Origin of the sequence: Peribacillus muralis (assembly GCF_001439925.1) — a bacterium.
GTDB lineage: Bacteria > Bacillota > Bacilli > Bacillales > DSM-1321 > Peribacillus > Peribacillus muralis.
This window is the reverse complement of sequence record NZ_LMBV01000009.1, coordinates 156,724-163,088: the sequence shown is the minus strand read 5'-3', so window position 1 is coordinate 163,088 and position 6,365 is coordinate 156,724. Positions and strand designations below refer to the sequence as shown.

At 40.6% G+C, this 6,365-nt stretch carries 7 protein-coding genes; 3 read left to right on the top strand and 4 right to left on the bottom strand.

Annotation, left to right across the window (positions count from 1 at the left end; genetic code table 11):
• Positions 1 to 300: 300 nt before the first annotated feature.
• The 3 genes from ASU00_RS13645 to ASU00_RS13635 are packed head-to-tail and all read left to right on the top strand — an operon-like array spanning position 301 to position 2,654.
• Complete coding sequence (locus ASU00_RS13645; protein ID WP_057914019.1) at positions 301 to 864, top strand: tyrosine-type recombinase/integrase; 564 nt, start codon at positions 301 to 303, stop codon at positions 862 to 864.
• 59 nt (positions 865 to 923) lie between these two features.
• Entirely contained in the window at positions 924 to 1,421 is a 498-nt protein-coding gene (locus ASU00_RS13640; RefSeq protein ID WP_057914018.1) for a cation:proton antiporter regulatory subunit, read from the top strand.
• Between the two features lie 6 nt (positions 1,422 to 1,427).
• Complete coding sequence (locus ASU00_RS13635; RefSeq protein WP_057914017.1) at positions 1,428 to 2,654, top strand: cation:proton antiporter; 1,227 nt, start codon at positions 1,428 to 1,430, stop codon at positions 2,652 to 2,654.
• Between the two features lie 163 nt (positions 2,655 to 2,817).
• Here ASU00_RS13635 and ASU00_RS13630 read toward each other — a convergent pair whose 3' ends face one another.
• From ASU00_RS13630 to ASU00_RS13615, 4 genes are all read right to left on the bottom strand, one after another.
• On the bottom strand, positions 2,818 to 3,015 hold the full coding sequence (locus ASU00_RS13630; protein ID WP_057914016.1) for a gamma-type small acid-soluble spore protein: 198 nt from the start codon (positions 3,013 to 3,015) through the stop codon (positions 2,818 to 2,820).
• 126 nt (positions 3,016 to 3,141) lie between these two features.
• Complete coding sequence (locus ASU00_RS13625; RefSeq protein ID WP_057914015.1) at positions 3,142 to 4,248, bottom strand: glycosyltransferase family 2 protein; 1,107 nt, start codon at positions 4,246 to 4,248, stop codon at positions 3,142 to 3,144.
• Between the two features lie 38 nt (positions 4,249 to 4,286).
• Positions 4,287 to 5,813 carry a phytoene desaturase family protein gene (locus ASU00_RS13620; RefSeq protein WP_057914014.1) on the bottom strand — a complete coding sequence of 509 codons (1,527 nt, stop codon included), beginning with the start codon at positions 5,811 to 5,813 and terminating at the stop codon, positions 4,287 to 4,289.
• Positions 5,814 to 5,846: 33 nt separating this feature from the next.
• The gene (locus tag ASU00_RS13615; RefSeq protein ID WP_057914013.1) at positions 5,847 to 6,332 is read right to left on the bottom strand and encodes a glycosyl-4,4'-diaponeurosporenoate acyltransferase CrtO family protein; all 486 of its coding nucleotides are present in this window, start codon (positions 6,330 to 6,332) and stop codon (positions 5,847 to 5,849) included.
• Positions 6,333 to 6,365 lie beyond the last annotated feature (33 nt).

Below are 6,365 nucleotides of genomic sequence, written 5' to 3'. Positions count from 1 at the left end.
GTCCAAAATGTACAAGCCATAAAAAAAGTAGACAAACTCGATTTTCATCGAGTTTGTCTACAGTCTGAAGGGGTCCCTACTCGGGATCCCTTTTTTTATCCATTCAGATGAATCCATCTGCTTGTATGAAACAAACTGCTATATTTTCACTTGGTTGTGCAGAGAATAAGATAAAGCACTTTCTCGATCACAGCTGCGCTGCTTTTGGAGAAGGAGTCCTCTTACAGAACTTAATGAATGCAACGTTACATAACTTGTGATATAATACAATTAAGTTACATTAGCAAGAGGAGAAGATGTATGGAATATGTAGAAGCCTTTAAAGATATTAATCAAATCAGCAAAATTAAAACATATTTACGAGCTCACTCCAGTCGAGATTATTTATTGTTCGTGCTCGGCATCAATACAGGCATGAAAATAAATGAAATGCTGGAAATGACAGTCGCCAACGTTCTTGATGAAACAGGTAAAATCAAGGAGTTTTATGAGCAGCGGATGGAAAATGACGAGGTCCATCAAATTTTCTTAAACCTAAAGGTTCGTACCGCTTTACAAGAGTACCTTAAAGGCTCGAAGGTTATCGAAGGTCAATTTTTATTTCTTTCCCCCAAGACAAAAAAACCGATCACTCGTCAGCAGGCGCACCGAATCATCCATGATGCTGTGGAAGGTGCAGGATTGACAGGTAAATTCGGAGCAAGTTCGATGCGTAAAACTTTCGGCTACCATGCCTATAAACAAGGTGTGTCATTAGCTTTGATCCAAAAGCATTACCATCATTCAAGCCCTTCGGAGACACTAAAATACATCGGCATATCCAGGGAGAATAAGTTCAAGACGATTATTGATGTTAACTTATAAACATTCTTCTATCTTCTATCTTCTGTTACTCTAACCAACAAATTTAAGGAGGAATTCCAGTGAGAATTAGAGAAAGTGAACTTCCTGGCATTGGTCAAAAATTCGAAATCATAACCAGAAATGATGAAAAGCTAGTAGTCGTCATTCACGATGACGGCCGTCGGGAATTATACCATTTTGATCAGGAGCATGAAGATGTCATATCGAGCATCACCATTAATGATCAGGAATCGAGGCAATTGGCTTCCATCATAGGCGGAATGGTTTATAAACCACAAGCACTTGAAACGATTGAAATGTCCCTGGGTGATTTGGTAATTGAATGGTTCAAAGTGGAACCAGGTTCTAGAGCCATCAATCAAACGATCGGTTCGATTGATATCCGAAGCAATTATAACGTTACCGTCATCGCCCATTCGAAAAAGGGCAAAAAACAACTGAATAATCCTGGTCCTGACTCCATCATTGAAACAGGCGACACGCTTGTGATATCTGGTGAAAGAAAAGATATCCGTAACCTGACGAGAGAACTACTTACCGACGAAAGGAGTGACTAAGCTCTTATGGACCATTTAGTCTTTGAAGTGGGAACTGCCCTGCTTCTAGTAGCATTCGCTGCTCTCATTGCAGGCAAATTTAAAGTATCAAATGTTCCTCTTCTAATTATCATCGGGATGCTCGTGGGTCCCCATGCCCCGCACTTCGGGTTGATTGACCTACGATTCATCGAAAGTGATGAAATCATCGCGTTTCTTGGAAGAGTTGGTATCTTATTTCTCCTGTTTTATTTAGGGCTTGAATTTTCCGTCAAAAAGCTTATGAAATCAGGGAAAAATATCGTGACTGGCGGAACCTATTACATTTTAATCAACGTAGGCATGGCCCTCATATATGGGTTCCTTCTAGGTCTCCCATTAAAAGAAGTCCTGATATTAACAGGGATTATCAGCTTTTCATCAAGTGCCATTGTGGCAAAGGTACTGGTGGACCTGAAAAGGACCGGTAACAATGAAACGGAGCTAATCCTTGGTATTATCATGTTTGAAGATATCTTCCTCGCCGTTTATTTATCAGTCGTATCTGGATTGGTATTAAGCTCTTCCGGTTCCGTTTGGGGAACATTACTTTCCACTTTCATCGCGATCGGGTATATGCTGATATTCTTCGTTATTGCCCGTAAGGCTTCTGGGGTACTGAACAAGCTATTCAACATAACCTCAGATGAGATATTTATCATTGTCGTATTCGCGTTACTATTCTTCATTGCAGGTTTCTCGGAAACGATTCATGTTGCAGAAGCCATTGGTGCTTTATTGCTCGGCCTAGTCTTTTCTGAAACGGAACATAGCGACAGGATAGAAAAACTTGTCATTCCCTTTAGAGACTTCTTTGGGGCCATATTCTTCTTCAGCTTTGGCTTGAGTATCGATCCGACCTCCCTTGGTGGAGCTATCTGGATGGTTCTTGGGGCTGTCATCATCACTATAATCGGTAACTTTGCCGCTGGTATGATAGCCGGACGCAAATCAGGTCTATCTCACAGGGCCTCTGCAAATATCGGTTTAACGATCGTTTCTCGTGGTGAATTCTCCATCATTTTAGCGAACCTAGGCATCGCCGGCGGTTTAATGCCTATACTCACCCCGTTTGCTGCCTTGTATGTGTTGACATTGGCGATTCTTGGACCGATCATGACCAAAGAATCCAAACACATCTATAATATCCTAAATAAAGTCTTCAAATGGGCCCCTCCAAAAATCGAAAGGGAACAAGAAAAAAAAGTGCACTAATGAAAAAAACAAGCTCTGCCTTCTAGCTTTGCTTGTATACAAAAAGGTTGGGAATGACCTCATTCCCAACCTTTGAGCATAAAAAATAAAAAAGGAAGCCTAGGCTTCCTTTTTTTCATGCTAAGATGTTGCATTTGAACTGCTGATTTCATGTATTATTATTTTATCTGCTTTCTGGTTTTTGATTTTGCTTTTTTACTTCCTGAGCATTTGTTTCACTTGCAAACTCAGTTTCGAATCGACCTTTAGTGGATTGTTGGTTTTGACGTATTACTTCCTGAGCATTTGTTTCACTTGCAAACTCAGTCTCAGATTGAGTAGCATATTGTCTAAAGGTACCTGCTTGATTTTTCTTTTCCATTTGAATTCACCTCCACGATAGTAACATAACCAACATCGTGAGGTAGTATCCGGAAATTTCTTACTTAATCTAACGGGTAGACTATTTTTTTACAAGACTTGACCTTGTTGATTGAAAAAATGATTTCTAGACATTTATTTTACGACCCTTCCATTTTACAGAACGTAAAACATTAACCCGGAAAAAGGAATATACATAGACTCCTGTGAAAAATAAAAACAATAACGGATAAAAAGGGAATACCGCCCATCTGAAATTACCGACCCTACGGGCAAACCATGCCGTTTGAATCGAATAGAGGATATACAATACTCCACTGATAATAATGACGGGAGTGTTTAATTCAATAATCGAAGAGATCAACGCTCCCGTAGTGATTAAACTGCCGGCAATCCAGATGATAACCATCAACATGATGACTGGATGAGTAGACTTGGAACCCACGGCAAAGCTTTTGCACCAGCCTTCTATAAGGCTACTCAAGCCTTCAGGGTACATGCGTAAAGAGATAATCCCTTTGCCACCCAAGCAATGAACCGGGAGATTATGGTCAAGAAATGCCTGGCCCAGTGCCAGATCATCCATGATTTCTCCCTCGATTTTTTTATGCCCTCCGGACAAAAGATAATCGTCTTTATTGCATAAAATGCACGGACCGAACGAACCGGCGGTTTTAAACCGTGATCCCCAAATGGTAAATACATTCATGCCCACAATGACAATAATGTTAAATATTACAGAGAGATGTTCATACAAGCGATCGACTGTATGATATGGCTGTAAGGATACAATGCCCCTCGCTCCTTTTCCCTTGTAGAAATTCAGTAGATTTTTCAACCCATCCAAATTGGTGAACGCAGTATCTGCATCCAAAAACAATAACCAACTCCCTTTTGCATGCTCAGCACCACGCCAACAGGCCGATGACTTCCCGGATCCTTCATTTTTCAGAACATTTGCACCGTAGCTTTCCGCAATAGCCACAGTATTGTCAGTTGAATGGTCATCAACAACCAATATTTCAAATTGCTTGAAATGTTGTTCTTGCAAGGATTGCAATAACGGTGAGATCCTGCCTCCTTCATTCCTGGCAGGAATAATGATCGACAGAAACGGAAGACCGGTATTCTTAACAGAGGAGAAAACTGGAACTGGCAAAGACCAGAACATGATAATGGCAATAATAACTGCCAGAAAACCAATTGCGAGATTAATCACTTCTGAAGCTGTCATATAAAACGCCTCCTTCACTTAAACTCATCAGAAAGTCTTTATTTTCCTGAATAATCAAACATTTCACCTGTATCATCTTGTATTAGTTCCTGTGTGGTGATCTTGGCCGATAATAGCACGATAGGGACACCAGCACCCGGATGTGTGCTGCTTCCTGTAAAATACAAATTTTCACAATGTGTTGCCTTGCTTTGCGGACGAAAGTGGTTGCTTTGGGCCATCGTTGGTTGCAAACCAAAAGTGGCTCCATTATATGCATTGAATCTCGACTCAAAGTCCGAAGGTGTTGTATACGTTTCGGTTACAATCTCATTTTCAATGTTTTCAAAACCGCGGATTTTTTTTAATTCATCAAAAATGTAGCTGCGATAATAAGAAATGGTTTCCTCGTCCCATTGATAATTGGCTGCTGCTACATTGGAGACAGGCATCAGGATGTACAATCCATCTTTCCCCTCGGGTGCAAGGGAAGGATCCATTTTTGAAGCTATGTACACATAAAAGGAGGCATTCGTCAGTTTCTTCCCGTCAAAAATATCCTCCAGATTTTTATTTAGCTTTTTATTGAAAATAAAATTATGTACATGGTCAATTTCTTCATATTTTCGATCCATGCCGAGATATAAAAGAAAACATGAGCAGGTGTATTTCATGCTGTCAATCTTTTTATCAGTATATTTCCCTTTGGCGGTCTTGTCTTTTATTAAGTGTTTCATGGCATACGGGAAGTCTGCATTACAAACGACAAAATCCGCGGTGATATTTCTGCCATCCACGGTAATCCCAGTCGCCTTGCGATTATGAATGCATATTTCCTGCACATCTTTGCCATAGTGGATGGTTCCTCCAAGTTCCGTGAAGAGACTCTCCATAGCAAGTGCCATCGTATACATACCGCCTTTTATAAACCATACTCCATATAAAAATTGGATCATGGGGATCATGGCGTAAAAAGATGGACTTTCAATAGGGGAAATGCCTATGTACAACGTTTGAAAACTGATTAATTGCTTCAGCCGTTCATTCTTAATATACTTTCCTATGAAGGAATCTGCAGTGCCGTATGCTTTCAGTTTCAACGCTTTCTTTAACATGGGAAGGTTATAAAAATCAGCATTTTTGCGGAACGGCCTTTGAAGAATGTGATGCTTTGCAATGACAAAGCGTTTATAAATTTCATGCAAATATAGAAAAAACCCTTCCGTATCCTCTTCGCTGATCGATTCTATCGTCTGTGTCAATTCGGTAAGGTCCGAGGAGATATCGAAAGGCTTGTCGGGAATATCACTGAAATAAGCCCGATAAATCGGGTTCAATTTTTCCATTGGAATATAATCATCGGGGTTCCGTCCGCATAGTTCGAAGATCTCCCGATATAATTCCGGCATCATGACGATGCTTGGCCCCAAATCAAATGTATAGCCATCCAGTTCAATTCGATTCATTTTGCCACCGGGAGTTAATCCTTTTTCATATATCTCCACCTGGTACCCCGCGTGCTGCAGTCTAATTGCACTGGCTAGCCCTGCAACACCTGCACCCACAACAATTACCTTCTTACTCATGTACATTCCCTCATTTCCATACGATATGCTGCTTCATTTCTTAACAAGTTCTGAAGTAATGGCAGTAATACGCCCGCGATTGTAGCGCTGAACAACGATAATGGGAAGGTTGAATACAAAGGCATACAGGATCATCACCCAGCCCGCCCATAGTGGATTCCACAAGAAGAACAACGGAGCAGGCAGAATGGAAAGCCAGTGTGTGAATTCCGCGCGTTTTGTTTCCGCAGCAAAGATCATCAAGTCCCTCAACCCGATGCCATGTAATCCCTTTTTACTGTAACCCTTTTTAAGAAAAATCGTACCGTCTATAATATAGCCTTTCCATTTTTTCACCTGGAATAAACGCTGCCACAATTCTCCGGATTTTTCCCAAGAGAAAATTCGAAACCAAAATTGATCTCTTAGAAACCATGCCAAAGGCACTTTCAAACAAATGGCAGAAATGAACAGATGAAAAAATGCCCATGCAAAAATGTCAGTGATAATGATCCAATGCTCAGGAAATGAAACAACCATGATAATTCCCCTCATTTTCTATGCTTCATAGGT